Raw genomic sequence first — 21,645 nt, 5'->3', positions numbered from 1 at the left:
GGCGAGAAGGTACGGGGGGATTAGGCCCCGGCCCGGGCCGGGGCAAGCCGCGCAGGCATGCCGGTTCAGACGGGCAGGTGCAGCGCCGCCGCCACCCTCTCCGCCACCGCCAGCAGGGCGCGGTCCCGCCCCGGCGCGGCGGCGAGGGAAAGGCCGACCGGCGCGCCATCCACCTTCGCCGCGGGGATCGTCACCTCGCACAGCCCGGCCAGGCCGGCGATGGCGGTGACGCCCATGGTGCGTTCGCGGATCGCCTGCTGGGAGTCGGCGCTGGCGGTCAGGTGCGGGGCGGGGATGGGGGAGGTGGGGTAGGCCAGCACCGCGCCGCCGGCCAGCAGGGCGCGGATGCGGGTGCGGAAGGCGTCGCGGAAGGCGCGGGCGGCGGCGGCGCGGGCGGGGTCCGTCGCCTTGGCGGCGGCGAAGCGTTCGCCGACGCCGGGGCCGAAGGCGGGCTTCACCGCCTCGATCCACGACCCGAGGCTGGCCCAGGCTTCCTCCGCCTGGGCGGCGCGGAAATGCTCGAAGAGCTGGTCGAGGCTTTCCGGCGCGACATGGATGGACAGCGCCGGGCCGAGCACCTTTTCCGCCCCCGCCAGCGCCGGGACCAGCGCCGTCGCGGTCTGCGGCACGGCGTTGACCCAGGCTTCCTGCACCTTCAGCAGCGGGCCGAGCGCGCCTTCGCCACCGCCGGGCAGCAGCACGTCGCCCACGCGCCGGAGGATGGAGGCGCGGGCGGCGAACCAGCCGGCGGTGTCGAAGCTGGGGCCGAGGGGGCAGGCGCCCGTCAGGTTCACGGCACCCCAGGAGGGGCGGATGCCGAACAGGCCGCAATAGCTGGCGGGGATGCGGACGGAGCCGCCGGTATCCGACCCCAGCGCGAAATCGACGAGGCCGGCCGCGGTGGCGGCGGCGGAGCCGCAGGAGGACCCGCCCGGGAAGCGGTCCGGCGCCGCGGGGTTGATGGGCGTGCCCTGCCAGACATTCTCCCCCGTCAGCCCATAGGCCAGCTCGACCGTCTTGGTCTTGCCGCGCAGGCTGGCGCCGGCCTGGAGCAGGGAGAGGACGACGGGCGCGGTGGCGGCGGCGGGCGCATGGGTGCGCGCCCAGTCGGGGTTGCCGTAGCCGGTGCCGGCGCCGGCGACATCGAACAGGTCCTTGACCGCGAAGCCGAGCCCGGCGAGGGGCCCCGCCGCCGCCCCCGCGATCTCCAAGCGGGGTCCCGGCACGAAAGCGCCGACCTTGTCCTCGATATCGCCCGGCACCGCCCGTCTCCGCATCCGATCCGAAACGGGGGAAGCGTGCGGCAGGCCGGGCGGGATGGCAACCGGTGGGCGGTGCCTCAGATCAGCGGCATCATCACCGACTTGGCGGCGAGCGCGGCCAGGGCGGCCAGCGCCACCGCGCCGCCCATCGGCATGCGCCGGATGGCGACCGCGAAGACGGCGATCGCGACGATGAGGCCCCAGGCGGCGACGTCGCCGAAATCGATGACGGATGAGAGCTGCGTCATGGTCGTTCTCCCCTGCCGATGGCGGGTGGAGGATACATGACGGCCGCGTCAGTTTCGAGCGGGAAGTGGATCAGCCCCCCCGCATGGCGGCGGAGAGGGAGCCGCGCGGACGGCCGGCATGGTCCCAGTTCGCATCGTCCAGCCAGGCGGCGATGCGGGCGCGGCGCTCCGGCCACTCATCCTCCAGGATCGAATAGAAGGCGGTGTCGCGCCGCCGGCCCTTCACCACGAGATGGGCGCGCAGCGTCCCCTCCTCCACGAAGCCGAGCCGCGCGGCGGCGGCGCGGGAGGGGGCGTTGAGCGCGTTGCACTTCCACACCAGGCGGCGGTAGCCGAGATCGTCCATGGCGTGGCGCATCAGCAGGAACATCGCCTCCGTCGCCGCGCGGGTGCGCTGCAGGCGGGGCGAGAACCAGATGTGGCCGATCTCGATCGCCGCGTTGGCGGGCTGGATTTCCATCAGCGTCAGCCAGCCGGAGACGGCGCCGCTGCTGTGCGGGCGGATCGCCCAGGCCATGGGGTCGTGCTGGGCGGCGAAGGCGGCGACGTGGCGGCGCATCGCCGCGGCATCGGCGAAGGGGCCGTAGCCCATATAGGCCCAGCCATCGCCGGCGGCATCGGCCTGCGCGGCATCCCAGAGTTCGGCCGCATGGCGGATGGCCAGCGGCTCCAGCGTCACGGCGCGGCCGGCATGGGGGATGCGCGCGGGCAGGGGGCGGGGCGTGGCATCGACGGCCGGACCGACCGGCGGGGAGGGCTTGTCCATGCGGGTAGCCTCGGGGCGCTTCCGGCCGAAGGCAAGGGGGGCGGCGAGCCGGAAAACGGGCTGGTCTGAACCGCGGCTTAACCAGCCTGGCGTAGCAGGTGCCACCAGGATGGGTGGCGTGGGCGGGGCGGCGAGCCCCACCCCGGGCAGGACCGCGTGCCGCGGCCGGGCAGGCCCCCGCGCGCGATGGCGCCGCCCGGCCGACCCGTTCCCTTCCCCCGCCGGGGCAACCGGCGCGGGGCGGGCGACGTGCTTCGATCAGGGAGGTTGCTTCCATGCAGATACGCCACATCGTCGCCGGCGCGCTGGCGGCCGTTGCCGTCACGGTCGTCGGCGTCAGCACCGCCGTCCTGGCGACGAGCTGGCGCGACCTGCAGCGCACGCGCACGGCCTCCGCCCTGGGGGAGGCGCTGGCCACGATGCTCGTGGTGCCGGAAATGATGTCGGAGGAGCGGGCGGTGATGGCGCGCGTGCTCGGCGTGGCGGAACCCGCGGCCGCGGACCGCACGGCGCTGGCCGAGACGCGCCGCACGCTGGATGAGCGCGTGCTGGGCGCGCGCGCCGGCATCGCGGCGGCGGGGGAGGCGATCCCGCCCGGCGTCGCGGCGGCCTATGAGGCCCTGCAGCGCAACCTGCTGTCCTGGCGGGCGGAGGTGGATGCGATGATCCCCCGCCCGGCCGCGGAACGCCTGCCGGCCCAGCCGGCGCTGTCGGGCAGCAATGTGCGGATGCAGGCCCCGCTGAACGAGGCGATGAACATCGTCGAGCAGCGCGTGATCGCCGCCGATGCGCGGATCGGCGACATGGCCGGCCTGGCGCGATCGGTGCTCGACCTGCGGGAGGCGCTGTCGAGCTACATCATCCCGGTGGGCGGGCCGCTGCGGCAGAACCGGCCGATCACGCCGGACGAACTGGCGCGGTCCGAGGCCGGGCGCGGGGCCTTCGACCTGACCGCCGCGCGCCTGCGCGCCGCGGCCATGGCCGAGACGCGCCCGCCGGCCATCCGCCAGGCCTACGAGACCTCGATGGCCGGGGTGGCGGAGGCCAAGCGCTTCTTCGACCAGGTCAGCACGGAAGCGCGGGCGGGGCGCGGCTTCACCGGCGACGTCGCGGGCTGGAACCGCAGCGTCTCGGCCGCCGCGGTCATGTTCGGGCTGCGCGACGCGGCGATCGCGGAGATGCGGCGGATCGGCCAGGAATCGCTGCAGGCGGCGCGGATGCAGCTCCTCCTCGTGGCCGGCTTGGCCGCGGCGGCGCTGGCCACGCTGGTGATCGGCGCCTGGCTGTTCCGCCGCCACGTTCTGGTGGCGCTGGAACGCATCACCGCCGCGATGGGGGAGGTGGCGGGCGGCCGGCTGGACACGCCGGTGCCCCATGCCACGCGGCGGGACGAGGTGGGCGAACTCGCCCGGGCGCTGGAGGTGTTCAAGCGCAACGCGCTGGAGGCGCGGGAGGTGCAGCGCGAGCGCGCGGCGGCCGAGGAGGCGCGGCAGCGGCGCGTGGCGGCGATGGAGGGGCTGATCCAGCGCTTCGACCGCGCGGTGAACGACACGCTCGGCCGGGTCGGCGCCTCCACCGCCGCCATGGCGCGCGCGGCCGATACCGTCGGCGGCACCAGCGGCGAGACCCGCCAGCTTGCCGCGAATGTCGCCGCCGCGGCCGAGCAGGCGAGCGGCGAGGTGCGGACCGTGGCGGCGGCGACGGAGGAGCTGACGACCTCGGTCGCCGAGGTGTCGCGCCAGGTGCGGAATGCGAGCCTGATGGCCGGCGAGGCGGTGGACGAGGCCGAGGCGGCCAATGCGAACGTCAAGGGGCTGGCGACCGCGGCGCAGAAGATCGGCGACGTGGTGCGGCTGATCAGCGGCATCGCCAACCAGACCAACCTGCTGGCGCTGAACGCGACGATCGAGGCGGCGCGGGCCGGGGAGGCGGGCAAGGGCTTCGCGGTGGTGGCGAGCGAGGTGAAGAGCCTGGCCGCGCAGACCGCCAGGGCGACGGAGGAGATCAGCGGCCAGATCGGGGAGATCCAGGCCGCGACGGGGGCGGCCGTGGCCACCATCCAGGGCATCGCCCAGCGGATCGCCCAGATGAACGAGGTCTCCACCACCATCGCCGCGGCGGTGGAGCAGCAGGGCGCCTCGACGCGGGAGATCGCGGCGAGCATCCAGCGCACCGCCAGCGGGACCGAGGCGGTGTCGCGGGAGACGGGGGCGGTGACGGCGGCGGCGGACGCCATGGGCGGCGCGACCGGCGACATGCTGGCGACGATCCAGCTGGTATCGGCCGATTCGGCGACGCTGCGGGCGGATATCGACGGCTTCCTGGCCGGCATCCGCGCCGCCTGAGCGCCGCGCGGGCGGCGCGGCGGCCCGGGGCGGGGCGGCGGCCCCCCCCCCCCGGGGCGCCGGGTCCCGCCGGGTTCCCGCCGGGTCCCGCCGGGGCCGGGAAGGCCGGGCTTTCACGTTGCAGGGTGGGCCGGTCCAGCGCATTTAGGCGCCATGAGCACCCGCGATTCCACCCCCGACACCGCCACCCTGCCGGTGGCCCCGCCCGGCTTCACCCTGGAGGAAGTCCTGACCGTCCATCACTGGACGGACCGCCTCTTCTCCTTCACCTGCACGCGCACCCCGCAATTCCGCTTCGGCGCCGGGCAGTTCGCGATGATCGGGCTGGTGGTGGAGGGCAAGCCGCTGGTGCGCGCCTATTCCATGGTGAGCCCGCCCTGGGAGGAGCACCTGGAATTCCTCTCCATCAAGGTGCAGGACGGGCCGCTGACCTCCCGCCTCCAGCACATCCGGCCGGGCGACCGGGTGCTGATCGGCCGCAAGGCGACGGGCACGCTGGTGCCGGAGAACCTGGCGCCGGGCGGCACGCTGTGGCTGTGCGGCACGGGCACGGGGCTCGCCCCCTTCATGAGCCTGGCGCGCGACCCCGAGACCTATGACCGCTTCGACCGGGTGGTGCTGGCGCATACGGTGCGGCAGGTGGCGGAACTGGCCTACCGGGAGCTGATCGAGGGCCTGCGCGACCACGAATTGCTGGGCGAGCTGGTGCGGGAGAAGCTGACCTACTACCCGAGCGTGACGCGCGAGCCCTTCATCCACCAGGGGCGGATCACGACGCTGCTGGAGAGCGGGCGGATCTGCGAGGAGCTGGGCCTGCCGCCGATCTCCCCGGCCACGGACCGCGTGATGCTGTGCGGCAGCGAGGCGATGAACGCCGACATGCGGACCCTGCTGGAAGCCCGGGGGTTCGAGGAAGGGGCCAACAACCGCCCCGGCACCTATGTCGTGGAGAAAGCCTTCGTGACGAAATAGGCACCAGCCGGGCGCCGGGTATACCGGCCATTGCAGTTTCCTCGCGGCTTCCGTAATGGGACATCAGGGAGCAACCGGGTGCCTGACTCGCTGAGCGAGGGGCGTCCCGCTGGAGGAAACAATGACCGAGACGACCAAGTCCGTGCCTGCCCGCCGTGGGCTGCTCAAGGCCGCCGCCGTCGGCGCGGTGGGCACCGCGGTGCTTGCCACCCCCAATGTCAGCCGGGCGCAGACCGTGACCTGGCGCTTCCAGTCCACCTGGCCGCAGCGCGACATCTTCCATGAATTCGCGCAGGACTATGTCAGCCGCGTGAACACCCTCTCCGGCGGCCGGCTGCGGCTGGAGCTGCTGGCGGCGGGTGCCGTGGTCGGCGCCTTCCAGCTGCTGGATGCGGTCTCCGCCGGCACGCTGGATGGCGGGCATGGCGTGACGGCCTATTGGTGGGGCAAGAACCCGGCCTTCAGCCTGTTCGGCACCTCCGCCCCCTGGTTCGGCGATGCCAACCAGTTCCTCGGCTGGTTCTACCATGGCGGCGGCGAGGCGCTGTACCGGGAGCTGATGCACGGCATCGTCCGGGCGAATGCCATCGGCTACCTGACCGGCCCGATGCCCTGCCAGCCGCTGGGCTGGTTCCGCAACAACATCGAGAACCCGGAGCAGCTGCGCGGCCTGCGCTACCGCACCGTCGGCCTGAACGCCGATGTCGCGACCTCCCTCGGCATGGCCGTGGTGTCGCTGCCGGGCGGCGAGATCGTGCCGGCGCTGGAGCGCGGCGTGATCGACGGCGCGGAGTTCAACAACCCGTCCTCCGACCGCCTGCTCGGCTTCCCGGACGTGGCCAAGAACTACATGCTGCAGAGCTTCGGCCAGCCCGTCGAATCCTTCGAGGTGCTGTTCAACCGCCAGAAGGCGGAGGCGCTGCCGCAGGAACTCCAGCAGGTGCTGAAGATCGCGGCCGAGGCCGCTTCCTCCGACATGCTGTGGAAGGCGATGGACCGCTACCCCCGCGACCTGCAGGCGATGGCGAGCCAGCAGGGCGTGCAGGTGCGCGCCACCCCGCGTTCCATCCTGGATGCGCAGCTGCGCGCCTGGGACGGCGTGCTGACGCGCTACGAGGCCGATCCCTTCTTCAAGAAGGTCTGCGACAGCCAGCGGGACTGGTGCCGCCGCGTCGGCGCCTTCTTCCTGCGGGCCACGGCATCGCCCGCCGTGTCCTACAACCACTTCTTCGCCCGCGGCTGAGCGGGTGGCGCCCCGGCCGCAAGGCCGGGGCGCTTTCATTCCGGAGACTTGCACGCCGTGCAGCAGATCCTCCTCGGCATCGACCGCCTCAGCACCCTGGTCGGCCAGATCTTCTCCTGGTGCATCCTGCTGCTGACCGGCGTCATCGTGTATGACGTCTGCGCCCGCCGGTTCTTCGCGGCCCCCACCACCTGGGGCTACGACGTCGCCTACATGCTGTACGGCACGCTGTTCATGATGGCGGGGGCCTATGCGCTGTCGCGCAACGGGCATGTGCGCGGCGACTTCCTGTACCGCAACTTCAGCCCGGCGCTGCAGGCCAAGTTCGACGTCACCCTCTACATCCTGTTCTTCTTCCCCGCGATCTTCGCCTTCATGATCTCCGGCTGGCACTTCTTCGCCGACAGCATGGCGCAGAACGAGCGCAGCATGTTCAGCCCCAACGGGCCGATCATCTGGCCCTTCAAGTTCCTCATCCCGCTGGTGGGCTTCCTGCTGCTGCTGCAGGGGCTGGTGGAGACCGTGCGCTGCGTGCAGGCGATCCGCACCGGCGAATGGCCGCAGCGCCTGTCGGACGTGGAGGAGCTGGACAAGCAGATCCTGGCCGCGGCGGAAGCCAAGGGCGCCGAGGCGCTGGCCGCCGAGATGGCCCGCGGCGGCGAAGCCGCGGTGCTCGGCGCCGTTCAATCCGCGCAAGGCCCTGCCTCCCAGGACCCCACCCCGCGTCACCCCCATTCCTGATCCCCGGGATACCTGACCATGAGTGACGCCGCGCTTGGGCTCACGCAGCTTCTGCTGTTCCTGTTCTTCATCATGCTGGGCTTCCCCATCGCCTTCACGCTGATGGCGATGGGATTGTTCTTCGGCTACCTCGGCATGCAGGACCGGGTCTTCGACCTGCTGGTGCAGCGCACCTACGCCGTCATGGCGAATGACGTGCTGATCTCCGTGCCGCTCTTCGTCTTCATGGGCTACATCATCGAACGCGCGAACATCCTGGACCGGCTGTTCCGGTCCTTGCAGCTGGCTTCCGGCAGCGTGCCGGGCAGCCTGGCGGTCGCGACGCTGGTGACTTGCGCGCTGTTCGCGACGGCGACCGGCATCGTCGGCGCGGTGGTGACGCTGATGGGGCTGCTGGCCTTCCCCGCCATGCTGCGCGCGGGCTACGACCCGAAGCTCGCGGCCGGCGTGACCTGCGCGGGCGGGTGCCTCGGCATCCTCATCCCGCCCTCCATCATGCTGATCCTCTATGGCGCGACGGCGGGCGTTTCCGTCGTGCAGCTCTATGCCGCGGCCTTCATCCCCGGCATCTCGCTGGCGCTGCTCTACGTCGCCTACGCGATCGGGGTGGGCATCTTCAAGCCGTCCATGGCGCCGCGCCTGCCGCCGGAGGAGCGCAACGTCCCGGTTCTGAAGATCTTCCTGGCGCTGGCGCAATCCTTCCTGCCGCTGGCGCTGCTGATCGCCTCCGTGCTCGGCTCCATCATCATGGGGCTGGCCACGCCGTCGGAAGCGGCGGCGATGGGCTCGCTGGGCTCCATCCTGCTGGCGATCGCCTATCGCGCCTTCACCTGGCAGAAGCTGAAGGAAAGCGTGTTCCTGACGGCGCGCACCAGCGCGATGGTCTGCTGGCTGTTCGTCGGCAGCTACATCTTCTCCTCCGTCTTCGGCTACCTCGGCGGCCAGTCGGTGGTGGAGGAGTTCGTGAAGTCCCTGCCGCTGAACAGCTTCACCTTCATGCTGCTGGCGCAGGTCATCATCTTCATCCTGGGCTGGCCGCTGGAATGGACGGAGATCATCGTGATCTTCGTGCCGATCTTCCTGCCGCTGCTGGATGATTTCGGCGTCAGCCCGCTGTTCTTCGGCATCCTGGTCGCGCTGAACCTGCAGACGAGCTTCCTGAGCCCGCCCGTCGCCATGGCCGCCTTCTACCTGAAGGGCGTGGCGCCGCCGCACGTGAAGCTGGAGGATATCTTCAAGGGCTGCATGCCCTTCATCTACATCGTCGTCTTCTGCATGGGCATGGTCTACATGTTCCCCGCCCTCGTCACCTGGCTGCCGGAGACGCTGTATTCCGGCGCGCCGGCGGGTTCCGCCGCGCCGACCGCGCTGGATGCGCCGCCGGCCGGCGGGTTCCAGGAGGAAGAGGAAGTGCGCCTCCCCTCGATGAACTGATGGTGACGGATATCGAGGGCGCCGCCCGCTGGCTGGCGGAGGCGGTCGAGACCGGCAATCCGCTGGCCGCGCTGCCGGAGGGCCTGGCGCCGGCCAGCCTGGCGGAGGCGGAGGAGATCGCGGCCGCCGTGCTGGAATCGCTCCGCATCACGCCTTGCGGGTTGCGGGTGCTGCGCGGGTTGGATGTGGCGGGGCCGATGGTGGAGGGGCGCCTGGTGCCCTCCGGCTCGCCCATCGCCGCCGGGATGCTGCGCCATGGGGTGGCGAGCGCCGCCGTGGTGGGCGTGCTGGCGGAGGCGCTGGGGGAGGGCCCGCCGGTGCTGGCGCGGGTGCATCCGGCCATCGACCTGTCCTCCACCCGCTTCACCGAGGCGCCCACGGAGCGGCTGGCGCTGACGGCCGACCTGGCGCGGCTGGGCCTGGTGGTGGCGGGGCGCGGCAGGGCTATGCCCGAGGCGCCGGTGCGCGTGGCGATCGGCCCGGCCGGCCATCGCCGCCGGGGCGAGGTTTTCGACTTCGCGGCGCTGTTCGCCGAGGCGGCCGAGGTTGCGCGCGGCTGGGGTGGCTTGCCGGCTGGCGCGCTGCTGGTGGTGGCTGGCCTGGGTGATGCGGTGCCCGCTTCTGGCGCGCTGCGCGTGTCCATCAGCGGATTGGGCGCCGCCGAAGCGGTCATCGCCTAGTCCCCGCGGTCCAGGGTCCCGCCGGACCCTGGCAGGGGGTGCAGGGGGACGGCGTCCCCCTGCGTGCCAGGCTGGTGCAGGGGGACGGCGTCCCCCTGCTACGCCTTCCTGAACCGCGCGCTCGTCACCGCATCCTCCCGCAGTGCCGCTTCCACCTCCGCCCGCGCGGTCTCCGTCTCCACCACTGCCACGACGCGGTCGAACCACCTGCATTGTCCGCGCACCCGTGCCTGGAACAGCCGGTCCAGTGCCGCCGCCGCCGCGCTGCGTCCGGCGCAGCAGCTGCAGGAGGCGGCGTGGGAGGGTCCTGTCGGGTCGAAGCTCACCTGGGCCACGGCGTTGGGGGGCAGCGGCTCGGGCGGGGCTTCCGCCAGCAGGGCCGCGGGTTTGCCGCTGGCCAGCCATGCGGCCAGGTCCCCGCCCGGGGGCAGGAGGGTGAGGGGGATTCGCGCGTCGAGGGACCATGCCATGCACTGGACATAAGGATATGTTTATGTCATTTGCAAGCCATGGACGACCTTCTGACGCAACTCCGCGCGGCTGCCGAGCCGACCCGGCTTCGCCTGCTGGCGCTTTGCGCGCGCAGCGCGCTCTGCGTCAGCGACCTCTGCGACGTGCTGGGGCAGAGCCAGCCGCGCCTGTCCCGCCACCTGAAGCTGCTGGTGGAGGCCGGGCTGCTGGAGCGGGTGCCGGAGGGCGCCAATGCCTATTTCCAGCTGCCCGGCGATGCCGGCGTGGCGCGGATGATCCTGGCCCGGCTGCCGGAGGATGACCCCCGCCTGGCCGCCGATCGCCGCGCCGCGGCGCGCATCGCGGCGGAGCGCGCCCGCGCGGCCTCCGCCGCCTTCCGGGAGGGCGGCATGGATTGGGACGAGCTGCGGGCGCTGGACCTGCCGGCCGGGGATATCGAACAGGCGCTGGTCAGCCTGCTGCCGCCGCGGGCGGATGCGCTGCTCGACATCGGCACGGGCACGGGGCGGCTGCTGGAGCTGGTGGCGGACCGGGTGGAAAGGGCGCTCGGCGTCGATGCCAGCCGGGACATGCTGGCGCTGGCCCGCGCGCGCATCGCGGAGCGCGGCATCGCCCACCGCGCCGCGGTGCGGCAGGCGGACATGTACCGGCTTCCCTTCGCCGATGGCGCCTTCGACGCCGTCGCGCTGCAGATGGTGCTGCACTACGCGGAGGATCCGGCCGCCGCGGTGGCGGAAGCCGCCCGCGTGCTGCACCCCGAGGGCACGCTGATCATCGCCGATCTGGCGCCGCATGGGCGGGCCGACCTGCTGCAGCGCCATGCGCATCGCTGGCCGGGCTTCGACGATTCCGCCATCGCCGGCTGGCTGGGTGCCGCCGGCTGCACGCTCTCCTCCCCCATCGAGGTCCCGGGGCCGCTGGCCGTCCGGCTCTGGCCTGCCCGGCGCGTCGCCGGCTTCGCCCAGCCGACGCACGCCATCGCCCTCTGACCTGACCATCCGCTGAGAGAAAACCGCATGACCTCGCGCCCCCATCTCCTCGACGTGCTTCGCGACCAGGTGCTGCTCTGCGATGGCGGCTTCGGCGCGCGCATCCAGTCCATGACGCTGGACGTCGAGAAGGATTTCTGGGGCAAGGAGAACTGCACGGAGGTGCTGAACCTCTCCCGCCCCGACATCGTGCGCGACATCCATCGCAGCTACTACGAGGCCGGGTCGGACATGGTGCTGACCAACAGCTTCGGCGGCAGCCCCGTCACGCTCGGCGAGTTCGAGCTGGAGGAGAAGGCCTTCGAGATCAACAAGCTCAGCGTGGAGCTGGCGCGGGAGGCGGCGGAGAGCTTCGCCGATGGGCGCCACCGCTGGGTGATCGGCGATATCGGGCCGGGGACGAAGCTGCCGAGCCTCGGCAACATCGACTATGATTCGCTGGAAGCCGCGCTGGTCGCGCAGTGCCGCGGGCTGATCGCGGGCGGCGCGGATGCGCTGCTGACGGAGACGAACCAGGACACGCTGTTCATCAAGGCCGCCGTCAACGCCTGCAAGATCGCGAAGGCGGAAGCGAAGTCCGACATCCCGATCTTCGTGCAGGTGACGGTGGAGACGACGGGCACGCTGCTGGTCGGCCCCGACATCGCCGCGGCGACGACGGTGGTGCAGGCGCTCGACGTGCCGCTGATCGGGCTGAACTGCGCGACGGGGCCGCAGGAGATGGCGGAGCATATCCGCTGGCTCAGCCGCAACTGGCCGGGGATGCTGAGCGTGCAGCCCAATGCGGGGCTGCCGGAGCTGGTGGATGGCAAGACACACTACCCGCTCGGCCCGTCCGAACTCGCTTCCTGGATGGAGCGCTTCATCCTGGAGGATGGGCTGAACCTGATCGGCGGCTGCTGCGGCACCTCCACCCCGCATATCCAGGCGCTGGATGGGCTGCTGCGGAAGCTCGGCGGCGCCAAGGCGCGGCCGGCGCCGGTGAAGCGGAACGCGGTCTGGGTGCCCTCCGTCGCCAGCCTCTACACCGCGACATCCCTGCGGCAGGAGAACAGCTACTTCTCGATCGGGGAGCGCTGCAACGCGAACGGCTCCAAGGCCTGGCGCGAGCGCCAGGCCGCGCATGACTGGGATGGCTGCGTCGCCATCGGGCGGGAGCAGGTGGCGGAGGGGTCGAACAGCCTCGATGTCTGCACGGCCTTCGTCGGCCGCGACGAGATCGCGGAGATGAACGAGGTGATCCGGCGCTTCACCAGCAGCGTGAACTCCCCGCTGGTGATCGACAGCACCGAAACGCCGGTGATCGAGGCCGCGCTGAAGCTGCATGGCGGCAAGCCGATCATCAACTCGATCAACTTCGAGGATGGCGAGCATGCGGCGCATGAACGCCTGGTGCTGGCGAAGAAGTTTGGCGCGGCCGTCATCGCGCTGACCATCGACGAGGTCGGCATGGCGAAGACGGCGGAGGACAAGCTGCGCATCGCGCGCCGCCTGGTCGATTTCGCCTGCAACCAGCACGGGCTGGCGCAGTCCGATCTGATGATCGACCCGCTGACCTTCACCATCGCGACCGGCAACGAGGATGACCGCAAGCTCGGCGTCTGGACGCTGGACGGCATCCGCATGATCCGGGAGGAATTTCCTGAGATCCAGATCATCCTGGGTCTCTCCAACATCAGCTTCGGCCTGAACCCCGCGGCACGGCACGTGCTGAACAGCGTGTTCCTGGACCACGCCGTGAAGGCGGGGATGACCGGCGCCATCGTCCACGTCTCCAAGATCAAGCCGCTGCACCAGATCCCGGCGGAGGAAGTGCAGGTCATCGAGGACCTGATCTTCGACCGCCGCCGCGAGGGCTATGACCCGCTGCAGAAGGTGCTGGAGATGTTCTCCGGCCGGAAGGCCGCCGATACCACCGGCAAGAAGCGCGCGGAGACGGTGGAGGGCCGGCTCAAGGACCGCATCGTGGATGGTGACCGCAAGGGGCTGGATGACGAACTCGCGGATGCGCTGGCCAAGGGCCTCACGCCGCTCTCCATCATCAATGACGTGCTGCTGGACGGCATGAAGGTGGTGGGCGACCTCTTCGGCGCCGGCAAGATGCAGCTGCCCTTCGTGCTGCAGAGCGCGGAGACGATGAAGGCCGCCGTCGCCTATCTCGAGCCCCACATGGAGAAGATCGAGGGGCAGGAGAAGGGCACGATCGTGCTCGGCACCGTCAAGGGCGACGTGCACGACATCGGCAAGAACCTGGTCGACATCATCCTGACCAACAACGGCTACAAGGTCGTCAACCTCGGCATCAAGGTGCCGCTGAACGACATCGTCGCGGCGGCGAAGACCCACAAGGCGCATGCCATCGGCATGTCGGGCCTGCTGGTGAAGTCCACCGTGGTGATGCGCGAGAACCTGGAGGAGATGAGCCGCCAGGGGATCGACCTGCCCGTGTTGCTGGGCGGTGCCGCGCTGACGCGCAACTATGTCGAGGATGATTGCGTGAAGTCCTACGCCTGCGGGCGCGTGGCCTATGCGCGGGACGCCTTCGACGGCCTTCACCTGATGGACAAGGTGATGGGCAACGGCTTCGACGACTACCTGGCCGCGCTGCAGACCAAGCGCGCGGGCAAGGCGAAGAACGAGAAGCGGACGCTCGGCCAGGCCGATCCGCGCGGCTTCGCGCCCGTCGATGTCAACTACGCGCAGGAACGCCGCCGGCGCGTGGCGGCGGAAAGCGCCGTGCCCGTGCCGCCCTTCTGGGGGCCGCGCGTGATGGAAGCCGCGCCCAAGGCCATCGTGCCCTTCATCAACGAACGCAGCCTCTATCAATTCCAGTGGGGCTTCCGGAAGGCCGGGCGCTCGCTGGAGGATTTCATCGGCTGGGCGAAGCAGGAGCTGCGCCCGGTGCTGAAGCGCATGCTGGCGCTGGCGGAGGCCGACAACATCCTGAAGCCGCAGGCGATCTACGGCTACTGGAAGGCCGCCGGCCAGGGCAATGACGTGGTGCTGTTCGAGGAGGATGGCATCACCGAAGCCTGGCGCTTCACCCTGCCGCGCCAGCCCAAGCCGGACGGCGAATGCATCGCCGACTTCCTGCGGGACATCGAGGATGGGCCGGAGGCGCGCGACGTGATCGGCCTGCAGGTGGTGACGGTGGGCCAGAAGGCCTCCGACATCGCGCGCGACTGGTTCGAGGACAACCGCTACCAGGACTACCTCTACCTGCACGGCCTGTCGGTGGAGATGGCGGAGGCGATGGCGGAATACGTCCACAAGCGCATCCGCGCCGAACTCGGCTTCGCGGGGGAGGATGACCGCGACATCGAGAAGATGCTGAGCCAGGGCTATCGCGGCGGCCGCTATTCCTTCGGCTATCCCGCCTGCCCGCGGCTGGAGGACCAGGAAGGGCTGCTGCGGCTGCTGAAGGCGGATCGCGTCGGCGTGACGCTGTCCGATGAATGGCAGCTGCATCCCGAGCAATCCACCAGCGCCATCGTCCTGCACCACCCGCGGGCCAAGTACTTCTCCGTCTAGGAAGCTGCGGGGCTGGCATGAGCGGGTCCGGGGTTGCGGGAACGCACCCCGGCGCGGCATCAATCGGCCTCCGCAGGAGTTCATCCCTTGTCCGCTGACCCTTCGCGCGTGGCTGCCTGATGCCAGGCATGACCCGCGTCGAAACCATCGCCACCGCCAGCGTCGGCATCGCGATCGCGGTGCTGGGGCTGAAGGCGGGTGCCTGGTGGCTGACGGGCAGCGTCGCGCTCTTCGCCGATGCGGTGGAATCCGTGGTGAACGTGGCGGCGGCGCTGGCGGCGCTGGCCGCCATCCGCGTCTCCGCCCGCCCGCCCGATGCGGACCACCCCTATGGCCATGCCAAGGCGGAGTATTTCTCCGCCGTGCTGGAAGGCGCGCTGATCATTGTCGCCGCCGTGCTGATCCTGCACGAGGCCTGGGGCGCCTGGCAGGCGCCGCGGGTGCTGGAGGGGGCGGCCCCGGGCCTGCTGGTCTCCGCCATCGCGACGGGCATCAATGCGGGCTGGTCGGCCTTCCTGTTCCGGCGGGGCAGGGCGTCCCGATCGCCCGCGCTGCTGGCGGATGCGCGGCACCTGCTGTCGGATGTCGTGACCTCCGGCGGCGTCATCGTCGGCGTGGCGCTGGTGGCGCTGACGGGGCAGGCCTGGATCGACCCGGCGCTGGCGGCGCTGACGGCGGTGAACATCCTGTTCTCCGGCTGGCAGCTGATGCGCGAATCCGTGGGCGGGCTGATGGATGAGGCGGTGGCGCCAGAGGCGCTGGGCCGCATCCGCAGCCTGGTCGCGACCCATGCGGAAGGCGCGATCGAGGCGCATGACCTCCGCACCCGCCATTCCGGGCGCTTCACCTTCGTGGAATTCCACCTGGTGGTGCCGGGCGACATGACGGTGACGCAGGCGCATGAGATCTGCGACCGGGTGGAGGCCGCGCTGAAGGCGGAACTCGAATCCGCCGTCATCACCATCCATGTCGAGCCCGAGGGCAAGGCCAAGCACCAGGGCGTGCTGGTGCTGTGACCGGCGGCCGGCGCTGGCCCCTGCTGCTGTCCCTGGCCGGCCATGCGGCGCTGGCGGCGGCGCTGCTGGTGGACCGCACGCCGGATGAGGCGCCGAGGCCGCTGGAACAGGGCGTGGCGCTGGTCTGGGGCGAGGAGATGCCCGGCAACAGCGACGCGGCGGATGCCGAGGCCGCCGCCCCCGCCGCGCCGGCCAGCGTGCCGGCCCCGCCCGGGCCGCCGCCGGTGGCGGCGCTGCCCGACATGCCCGCCCTTCCGCCGGCCCCGCCCGTGCCGCCGCCACCGGTGGCCTCGCCCGTGACCATGGCCGCGCTGCCGGTGCCGCCGCCCCCGCCGCCACCCGTGCAGCCCGCCGCTTCGGCGCCCCCCGTGGCGCCCCCGGTGGCGCCCCCGGTGGCGCCGCCCGCGCCGCCGGACGCCGCCCAGCCGGTGGCCGTGCCGCCGCCTGACGCACCGCGCCCGCCGCCTGAAGCGCCGATCATGGTGGCGCAGGCGGTGCCCCCACCCCCGGCGCCCGCCCCGGAGGCGAGGCCTGAGCCCGAGCCGCCGCCGCCCGCCTTCGAACTGCCGCCGCCCCGGCCGCTGCAGCTCGCGGCCCCGCCGCAGCGCCCCACGCCGCCCCGGCCGCGCCCGGCGCCCCAGGCCGCGCCCGCCGCCGCTGCCGCGAGCCCCGCCGCCACGACGGGCGGCGCGGGGGAGGCGAGCGCGCCGCTGTCCATGGCCGGGGCGCAGGCGCTGGGCGCCGTGACGGCGCCGCGGCCGCTGGCCGGGGCTTCCAACCCGCCGCCCGAATACCCCTATGCCAGCCGGATGCGCGGGGAGCAGGGGCGCGTCCGGCTGCGCGTCCAGGTGGACCAGCATGGCCGCGTGGTGGATGTGGCGGTGGACCAGTCCGCCGGCTTCCAGGCGCTGGACCAGGCGGCGCTGCGCGCGGTGCGCAACTGGCGCTTCCAGCCGGCCGCGCGGGATGGGCAGCCGGTCGTTGCGGTTGCCGCGGTCGATATCAGCTTTCGCCTCGAAGGAGATCGCCGATGGTGAAGCTGGACGTCATCACGACGCGGGGGGGCGACGGGGGGGAGACCTCGCTGGGCGACGGGTCCCGCGTGCGGAAGGATGCGCTGCGGGTCGCGGCCTATGGGACGGTGGATGAGGTGAACGCCACCATCGGCATCCTGCGCCTGCATCTGGCCGGGGACCGCCAGGCGGATGCGATGCTCGGGCGCATCCAGAACGACCTCTTCGACCTCGGCGCCGATCTCTGCGTGCCCGGCACGGGCGAGGACCGGCTGCGCGTGACGGATGGCCAGTGCCTGCGGCTGGAGGCGGAGATCGCCGCCATGAACGCGGATATCCCGCCGCTGCGCAGCTTCGTGCTGCCCGGCGGATCGCCCGGCGCCGCCTATGCCCATCTGGCGCGGACGGTGGCGCGGCGGGCGGAGCGGGAGGTGGTGGCCCTGGCGGCGGCGGATGCGGTGAATGCGGCGGTGATCCGCTACCTCAACCGGCTGTCGGACCACCTCTTCGTGCTGTCCCGCCGGCTGAACGGGAACGGGACGGGGGATGTGACCTGGACGCCGGGGGCGACGCGGTAGGGCGATGCAGGGGGAGCGCTGCTCCCCCTGAACACCCTCGCCAGGGTCGAAGGCGACCCTGGACCGCCGGGTTACACCAGCGGGCCGGCGAGGTGCTTCTGGAAGCCGGGGTGCTGCGCGAGCCGGTCGTACCAGGCGCGGAGCGCGGGCATGGGCGCGCGCTCGATCGGCATGGCGAACCAGCGATGCAGGTAGGGGGCGAGCGCGATGTCGGCCAGCGTCAGCGATTCGCCGCAGAGATAGGGGTGCTTCGCGACCTCCGCATCCACCATGGCCCAGAGCGCCTCTGCCTCCGCCCGCGCCTTGTGCGTCGCGGGCCAGTCGCGCTCGGCCTCCGGGATGCGGACATAGGTGAAGAAGACCGTGGTCATCGGCCGGTTCAGGGAGGCCAGCTGCCAGTCCATCCAGCGCTCCACATTCGCGGCCTGGCGTGGATCGGCGGGATGCAGCGCATGGCCGGGGGCGTGCTTGCGGACGAGGTAGCGGCAGATGCTGTTGCTCTCCCACAGCGTGAAGCCGTCCGGCTCCTCGATCGTAGGCACCAGCGCGTTGGGGTTCTTGGCGAGGTAGTCAGGCTCCTTCGTCCGGCCGAAGGCGCCGCCGGCATCGATGCGGGTGAAGGGGATGGCGAGTTCCTCGCAGAGCCAAAGCACCTTCATGACGTTGGACGAACTCGCCCGGCCCCAGATGGTCAGCATCAACCTGTCTCCCGCTTCCAGCGGCGGACAGGCTATCGCGCCAGGGCGTCGGGCGTAATCGCCCCGGCGCGCCGATGGCGCGTTTTGCGAAATGTCTCTGTCCGCCCCGCCCCGTTGCGGCGGGGAGTGGGGTGGGGGAAGAAGCCGGCATGATGTCCTCCCTGATGGTGGCGGGCTTCGCCGCCGCGGCACCGCTGATCGCCCTCGGCACGGAACGCTGGCCGGGGCTGGCGCCCTGCGCGCTCTGCCTCTGGCAACGCTGGCCCTATTGGGTGGCGGCGGCGCTGGCCGTGGCGGCGGCCTTCCTGCCTGAACGGTGGCGGGTCTGGGCGCTGCGGGCGGCTGGGCTGGCGGTGCTGGTCTCCGGCGCCATCGCGGTGCTGCATGTCGGCGTGGAGCAGGGCTGGTGGCCCTCTCCCCTGCCGGCCTGCCAGGCGCCGCCGGTGGCCGCGGGCGCCAGCGTGGACGACCTGCTGCGCAGCCTGAACCCCGCGCCCAACAAGCCCTGCGACGAGGCCACCTACCTGATTCCGGGCCTCCCCCTTTCCATGGCGGCGATGAACCTGATCTATGCGGCGGGCCTGGCGGCCTTCGCCTTCAGCCGGGCCGCACGGAGGGGTTGATGCCGAACCGAGAGACCGCCGAGCGACGCCTGCCCGGGGACCCGACGCCGCGGGAGTATGTCGCGCGCACCATCCGCGTGGACCATGCCGGCGAATACGGCGCGCGACGGATCTATGAGGGCCAGCTGGCGGTGCTCGGGCGGACGAAATACGGGCCGATCCTGGAACACATGAAGGCGCAGGAGCAGGTGCACCTCGACACCTTCGCGGGGCTCATCGCCAAGCGCCGCGTGCGGCCGACCGCGCTGCTGCCGGTCTGGCATGTCGCGGGCTTCGCCCTCGGCGCGGCGACGGCGCTGCTCGGCCACCGCGCCGCCATGGCCTGCACCGTGGCGGTGGAGGAAGCGATCGACGAACACTACCGCGCCCAGGCGGAGACACTCGGCGATGACGAGGCGCCGCTGCGCGCCGATATCGAGCGCTTCCGGGCGGAGGAGCTGGAGCATCGCGACATCGGCCTGGAGCATGAGGCCGAGCAGGCGCCGGCCTACCGGCTGCTGAGCGCGGCGATCAAGGCGGGCTGCAAGGTCGCGATCAAGGTCAGCGAGCGGGTCTGACGCCGTCTTGCGGGATGGCGGAGTGGCGTGCGATCCCGGGGGCGCCGAACCGGGAGAGAGACCTGCCATGAACCGCCGCAGCCTGCTGGCCACCGCGATCACGCTGCCCGCCCTGGCCGCGCCGGGCACGCTCCGCGCCCAGGCCTGGCCGGACCGGCCGATCCGACTGGTGGTGCCCTTCGCGGCCGGCACCAGCACCGACATCATCGGGCGGATGATCGGGGGGCAGATCTCCCGCGGGCTCGGCGGGCACACCGTGGTGGTGGACAACCGCTCCGGCGCCGGCGGCACCATCGGCTCCGCCGCCGTGGCGCAGGCGCCGGCGGATGGGCACACCATCCTGCTCGGCACCATCGGCACCCATGCGGTGAACCCGAACCTGATGCCGAACCTGGCCTACAACCCGGTGCGGGACTTCACGCCGCTGTTCCTGCATTCCAAGACGGCGCTGCTGCTGGTGGTGCGGCCGCAGCTCGGCCCGCGGACCATGGCGGAGTTCGTGGCGATGGCGAAGGCGCGGCCGCTCTCGGTCGGCACCTCCGGCACCGGCACGGCGGGGCACCTCAACCACGCCGTGATGAGCGAGGCGACGGGCACCAGCACCACCCATGTGCCCTATCGCGATGGCGCGCAGGCGATGACGGATGCGCTGAGCGGCACGCTGAACGCCATGTTCTACCACACCCAGTTCGTGCGTTCGCAGATCGAGGCCGGGCAGCTCATCGGCCTCGGCATCACCGGCGCGCAGCGCAGCCCGCTGCTGCCCAACGTCCCGACCTTCGCGGAGCAGGGGCTGCCCGCGATCAATGCGGAGGGCTGGTGGGCCATGTTCGGCCCGGCCAACCTGCCCGCGCCGGTCACGCAGCGGCTGTCCGGCATTCTCGCGGCCTCCCTCAACGAGGCGGAGACGCGGGCGACGCTGGAGCGCAACGGGGTGGAGGCGATCGGCGGCGGGCCGGAGGCGCTGGCGCGCTACCAGCGGGAGGAGCTGGAGCGCTGGGGCGCCGTGATCCGCCGCGCCAACATCACCGCGGATTCGTGAGGGGCGCGAGGCCCCTCAATTCTCCAGCTCGGAATCCCAGTAGAGGTAGTCCCGCCAGCTTTCATGCAGGTAGTTCGGCGGGAACGACCTGCCGTTCTCCTGCAGCTCCCAGCTGGTGGGCTGCCGGGGGGGCAGGCGGGGCACCATCTGGCATTCCCGCGGCAGCTTGTTGGCCTTGCGCAGATTGCAGGGCCCGCAGGCGGTGACGACGTTCTCCCAGGTCGTGCGCCCGCCGCGGCTGCGGGGGATGACGTGGTCGAAGGTCAGGTCCTGGGTCGGCTTCGGGTTGCCGCAATATTGGCAGGCGAAGCTGTCGCGCAGGAAGACGTTGAAGCGGGTGAAGGCCGGGCGCCGAGCGGCGGGGATGTATTCCTTCAGCGCGATCACGCTCGGCAGGCGCATGGTCATGCGCGGCGAATGGACCTCCGCCTCGTATTCCGACAGGACCGAGACGCGATCCAGGAACACCGCCTTCACCGCATCCTGCCAGGCCCAGACGGATAACGGGAAGTAGGACAAGGGGCGAAAGTCCGCGTTCAGGACGAGCGCGGGGAAGGACTGCCCTGGAACGAAGTGTCCGCCATCAGGCAAGCGCCACTCCTCAGAATGGCAGCGCACCCAGTCCTGGGGCCGTCAACGTCAGTAAGGCCCCAGATCCTGTGGCTTAGCTGCGATGTCCCGGTCTTTGTGCCAGTGCGAAGGGGGCTGCGCAACCGGCGATCTCCGATGTTTCATCGCCCCGTCATGCGGCCGGCCCCAGCGCCTTCTGCAGCGCCAGCGCGCCCAGGCTGATGCCGGCCTCGTCGATCCCGTGGCCGAGGCCGGGGCGGAAGGCGGCCTCCACGGCCAGGCCCGCGGCCTCGATGGCGGCCAGCGCGTTGCGGCTGGCGCCGGGGGGCACGACCTCATCCTCCTCCCCATGCACGATCAGCACGGCGGGGCCGGGGCCGGGGGGGACGGGGCAGGGCAGGGCGCCGGAATAGGCGAGCAGCGCGGCGGCCTGGCGCGCCTGGTGCAGGCCGACCCGCAGCGTCATCATCGCGCCCTGGCTGAAGCCCATGATCGCGACCCGGTCCCAGCCCAGGCCAAGCGCCGCGCGCTGCCCGTCGATCCAGGCGAAAAGGGCGCCGGAGGCCGCATCGGCGCCGGCGGCGATGGCGACGGGCCGGCGATCCTGCAGGCTGAACCATTGCCTTCCGTAAGGGGCGAGGTCGCAGGCCTCCGGCGCGTGCGGGGAGACGAAGAGCGCGCCGGGCACGGCCTTGCCCCAGCCGGGGGCCAGGTCAATCAGGTCGAAGCCATCGGCGCCGACGCCGTGCAGCAGCACGACCAGCGCATCGGGCGCGCCGCCCGCGGCCGGGCCCCAGCGCGGGCCCTCCTCCTCATCCCTCATGCCATCGGTCCCGTTTCGCGTTGCAGCAGAAGATGGGCAGGAT

The 21,645-nt window shown here is 71.8% G+C and carries 21 protein-coding genes; 14 read left to right on the top strand and 7 right to left on the bottom strand.

Features of this window, described 5'->3' with window-relative positions:
* Positions 1 to 65: 65 nt before the first annotated feature.
* The 3 genes from JJI54_RS19175 to JJI54_RS19165 all read right to left on the bottom strand — a co-directional run bounded on the left by JJI54_RS19175 (position 66) and on the right by JJI54_RS19165 (position 2,276).
* Entirely contained in the window at positions 66 to 1,262 is a 1,197-nt protein-coding gene (locus JJI54_RS19175; protein ID WP_318987535.1) for an amidase, read from the bottom strand.
* Positions 1,263 to 1,339: 77 nt separating this feature from the next.
* Positions 1,340 to 1,510, bottom strand: coding sequence for a hypothetical protein (locus JJI54_RS19170; RefSeq protein ID WP_203074656.1), 171 nt, complete (start codon positions 1,508 to 1,510; stop codon positions 1,340 to 1,342).
* Positions 1,511 to 1,580: 70 nt separating this feature from the next.
* Positions 1,581 to 2,276, bottom strand: a complete 696-nt coding sequence (locus JJI54_RS19165; protein WP_203074655.1) for a GNAT family N-acetyltransferase — start codon at positions 2,274 to 2,276, stop codon at positions 1,581 to 1,583.
* A gap of 275 nt (positions 2,277 to 2,551) precedes the next feature.
* Here JJI54_RS19165 and JJI54_RS32790 point away from each other — a divergent pair, with 275 nt between their 5' ends.
* The 6 genes from JJI54_RS32790 (at position 2,552) to JJI54_RS19135 (ending at position 9,691) form a co-directional block, all read left to right on the top strand.
* Positions 2,552 to 4,621 carry a methyl-accepting chemotaxis protein gene (locus JJI54_RS32790; RefSeq protein WP_203074654.1) on the top strand — a complete coding sequence of 690 codons (2,070 nt, stop codon included), beginning with the start codon at positions 2,552 to 2,554 and terminating at the stop codon, positions 4,619 to 4,621.
* Positions 4,622 to 4,774: 153 nt separating this feature from the next.
* Positions 4,775 to 5,593, top strand: a complete 819-nt coding sequence (locus JJI54_RS19155) for a ferredoxin--NADP reductase (RefSeq protein ID WP_203074653.1) — start codon at positions 4,775 to 4,777, stop codon at positions 5,591 to 5,593.
* 121 nt (positions 5,594 to 5,714) lie between these two features.
* On the top strand, positions 5,715 to 6,836 hold the full coding sequence (locus JJI54_RS19150; protein ID WP_203074652.1) for a TRAP transporter substrate-binding protein: 1,122 nt from the start codon (positions 5,715 to 5,717) through the stop codon (positions 6,834 to 6,836).
* A gap of 57 nt (positions 6,837 to 6,893) precedes the next feature.
* On the top strand, positions 6,894 to 7,577 hold the full coding sequence (locus tag JJI54_RS19145; protein ID WP_203074651.1) for a TRAP transporter small permease subunit: 684 nt from the start codon (positions 6,894 to 6,896) through the stop codon (positions 7,575 to 7,577).
* An 18-nt stretch (positions 7,578 to 7,595) separates the two neighbouring features.
* Complete coding sequence (locus tag JJI54_RS19140; protein ID WP_203074650.1) at positions 7,596 to 9,011, top strand: TRAP transporter large permease; 1,416 nt, start codon at positions 7,596 to 7,598, stop codon at positions 9,009 to 9,011.
* Between the two features lie 2 nt (positions 9,012 to 9,013).
* Positions 9,014 to 9,691, top strand: a complete 678-nt coding sequence (locus JJI54_RS19135) for a hypothetical protein (RefSeq protein WP_203074649.1) — start codon at positions 9,014 to 9,016, stop codon at positions 9,689 to 9,691.
* Positions 9,692 to 9,789: 98 nt separating this feature from the next.
* On the opposite strand, the gene JJI54_RS19130 is transcribed toward JJI54_RS19135, so the two are convergent.
* On the bottom strand, positions 9,790 to 10,161 hold the full coding sequence (locus JJI54_RS19130; protein ID WP_203074648.1) for a hypothetical protein: 372 nt from the start codon (positions 10,159 to 10,161) through the stop codon (positions 9,790 to 9,792).
* A 39-nt stretch (positions 10,162 to 10,200) separates the two neighbouring features.
* Between JJI54_RS19130 and JJI54_RS19125 the strand changes: the two genes are divergently transcribed.
* From JJI54_RS19125 to JJI54_RS19105, 5 genes are all read left to right on the top strand, one after another.
* Entirely contained in the window at positions 10,201 to 11,151 is a 951-nt protein-coding gene (locus JJI54_RS19125) for an ArsR/SmtB family transcription factor (protein ID WP_203074647.1), read from the top strand.
* A gap of 27 nt (positions 11,152 to 11,178) precedes the next feature.
* Positions 11,179 to 14,682, top strand: coding sequence for a methionine synthase (metH, locus tag JJI54_RS19120; protein WP_203074646.1), 3,504 nt, complete (start codon positions 11,179 to 11,181; stop codon positions 14,680 to 14,682).
* A gap of 128 nt (positions 14,683 to 14,810) precedes the next feature.
* The gene (locus JJI54_RS19115) at positions 14,811 to 15,698 is read left to right on the top strand and encodes a cation diffusion facilitator family transporter (RefSeq protein WP_203074645.1); all 888 of its coding nucleotides are present in this window, start codon (positions 14,811 to 14,813) and stop codon (positions 15,696 to 15,698) included.
* Positions 15,695 to 16,735, top strand: a complete 1,041-nt coding sequence (locus JJI54_RS32975) for an energy transducer TonB (RefSeq protein WP_203074644.1) — start codon at positions 15,695 to 15,697, stop codon at positions 16,733 to 16,735. The genes JJI54_RS19115 and JJI54_RS32975 overlap by 4 nt, the downstream gene beginning before the upstream one ends.
* Entirely contained in the window at positions 16,729 to 17,289 is a 561-nt protein-coding gene (locus tag JJI54_RS19105; protein WP_203074643.1) for a cob(I)yrinic acid a,c-diamide adenosyltransferase, read from the top strand. The genes JJI54_RS32975 and JJI54_RS19105 overlap by 7 nt, the downstream gene beginning before the upstream one ends.
* Before the next feature lie 71 nt (positions 17,290 to 17,360).
* Here JJI54_RS19105 and JJI54_RS19100 read toward each other — a convergent pair whose 3' ends face one another.
* Complete coding sequence (locus JJI54_RS19100) at positions 17,361 to 17,987, bottom strand: glutathione S-transferase family protein (protein WP_203074642.1); 627 nt, start codon at positions 17,985 to 17,987, stop codon at positions 17,361 to 17,363.
* Between the two features lie 149 nt (positions 17,988 to 18,136).
* On the opposite strand from JJI54_RS19100, the gene JJI54_RS19095 reads away from it, so the two are divergent.
* From JJI54_RS19095 to JJI54_RS19085, 3 genes are all read left to right on the top strand, one after another.
* The gene (locus JJI54_RS19095; RefSeq protein ID WP_203074641.1) at positions 18,137 to 18,610 is read left to right on the top strand and encodes a disulfide bond formation protein B; all 474 of its coding nucleotides are present in this window, start codon (positions 18,137 to 18,139) and stop codon (positions 18,608 to 18,610) included.
* A complete protein-coding gene (locus tag JJI54_RS19090) occupies positions 18,610 to 19,167 on the top strand; it encodes a demethoxyubiquinone hydroxylase family protein (protein WP_164696217.1) in 558 nt (185 codons plus the stop codon). Before JJI54_RS19095 ends, JJI54_RS19090 begins: the two co-directional genes overlap by 1 nt.
* A 67-nt stretch (positions 19,168 to 19,234) precedes the next feature.
* Positions 19,235 to 20,209: a Bug family tripartite tricarboxylate transporter substrate binding protein gene (locus JJI54_RS19085; protein WP_203074640.1), complete on the top strand. Its 975-nt coding sequence runs from the start codon at positions 19,235 to 19,237 to the stop codon at positions 20,207 to 20,209.
* Between the two features lie 15 nt (positions 20,210 to 20,224).
* Here the strand turns inward: JJI54_RS19085 and JJI54_RS19080 are convergent, their stop codons facing one another.
* Together JJI54_RS19080 and JJI54_RS19075 are read right to left on the bottom strand one after the other, a co-directional pair.
* Positions 20,225 to 20,800 carry an HNH endonuclease gene (locus JJI54_RS19080; protein ID WP_203074639.1) on the bottom strand — a complete coding sequence of 192 codons (576 nt, stop codon included), beginning with the start codon at positions 20,798 to 20,800 and terminating at the stop codon, positions 20,225 to 20,227.
* Positions 20,801 to 20,951: 151 nt separating this feature from the next.
* Positions 20,952 to 21,602 (bottom strand): alpha/beta hydrolase, encoded by a 651-nt coding sequence (locus tag JJI54_RS19075; RefSeq protein ID WP_203074638.1) that lies wholly within the window; start codon positions 21,600 to 21,602, stop codon positions 20,952 to 20,954.
* Positions 21,603 to 21,645 lie beyond the last annotated feature (43 nt).

This window comes from Falsiroseomonas ponticola (assembly GCF_016805305.1).
Taxonomy (GTDB): Bacteria; Pseudomonadota; Alphaproteobacteria; order Acetobacterales; family Acetobacteraceae; genus Falsiroseomonas; species Falsiroseomonas ponticola.
The sequence above is the reverse complement of the archived record's forward strand: the minus strand, read 5'-3'. Positions and strand labels throughout refer to the sequence as shown.